This is a genomic window from Streptomyces sparsus (assembly GCF_054776295.1).
This window is the reverse complement of sequence record NZ_BAAHCA010001252.1, coordinates 1-1149: the sequence shown is the minus strand read 5'-3', so window position 1 is coordinate 1149 and position 1149 is coordinate 1. Positions and strand designations below refer to the sequence as shown.

Genomic DNA, 1149 nt, shown 5'->3' with positions numbered 1-1149 from the left:
AGCCCCGCGACGGGTCGGGGCTCGGCACCGGGCGGGCTCACTGCGGGTCGAGCGGGATGACGCCGACCCGCTTGGCCGGGTCCGTCTCGGTCAGCGCGGGCCGCAGGGCCCCGGCGACGTCCTGCGGGGTCACGGCGGTCTTGCTGCCGTTGCCGCGGGTGATCTCGATGCCGTCGAAGGTGCTGCCGTAGAGCTCCTTGAGGGCCTTGAGGTCGTAGTGGTCGACGAGCTTGCCGTCCTTCGTGGCACGCATGGACAGGAACTGCGGCAGCGACCGCTCCGGGCTGAAGCTGATCTCCGCGGTGCCCGCCCGGACGGTGACCAGTCCGGACATCGCCGGCTCGCCGAACTCCGTCACCGCGCGCTGGAGCTCCTGCTCGGTGACCTTCGGCTCCAGCTTGGTGACCGGCAGCTTCACCGGGTTGTTCTCGCCGGTCGCGGCCCGCTGCCGGTAGGCGCCCTCGACGACGGCCGCCGACTGCTCGGGGTCCACCCCCTCCCGGACCTCACCCGGCACCGCGACGGCCTTGCCGTTCGTGAACTTCACCATGCCGTCCTGCGCGGCACCGCCGTCGCCGGTCAGATCGGCCAGCGCCGCCTTGAGCTTCTCCTCGTCCACGGTGAAGGCGGGTTCCGCCGCCCGGCTGCCGCCGACCAGGGAACCGATCACGGAGAGCGGGTTGTAGTCGCGCCCCGAGGCGTTGCGCACGGTTGCCTCGGTGTCCAGGGACAACCCGGCGACGCTGGGCTTCAGCTGCTGCTCGGTGCCGCCGACGCTCAGCGTCAGCGGGGCCGAGGCCCGTTCACCGAGTTTCGCGTCCAGGGTCTCGACGGCCTCCTGCTTGGTGGTGCCGCCGATGTCCACGCCCAGCACGGTGGTGCCGTTGGGCACGTCGGCGTGGTCGAGCAGCAGGCCGACCCCGTAGGCGATGCCGAGCACGCCCACCACGGCGGCGGCCAGCAGCATCAGTTTCGAGCGGCCCTTGGCAGGGCGCCCGGCCGGGGGCGGTGCCGCCGGCACCGGGGCGGGCTCGGGCACCGAGTCGTCGGGGCCGTCAGCGGGGAACCGGTCGGCGTGGCCGGCCGGCGGCACGACGGGGATGCCGTCGGCCTGCGTATCCCCGAGCGTGTTGTCGGGCGGTCCTGAAC

Annotated in this window: 1 protein-coding gene; it reads right to left on the bottom strand. The window is 73.3% G+C overall.

Features of this window, described 5'->3' with window-relative positions; genetic code table 11:
• Positions 1–37 precede the first annotated feature (37 nt).
• On the bottom strand, positions 38–1149 hold a 1112-nt coding region (locus tag ACYVE9_RS27725; protein ID WP_461030640.1), incomplete at its 5' end, for a peptidoglycan binding domain-containing protein.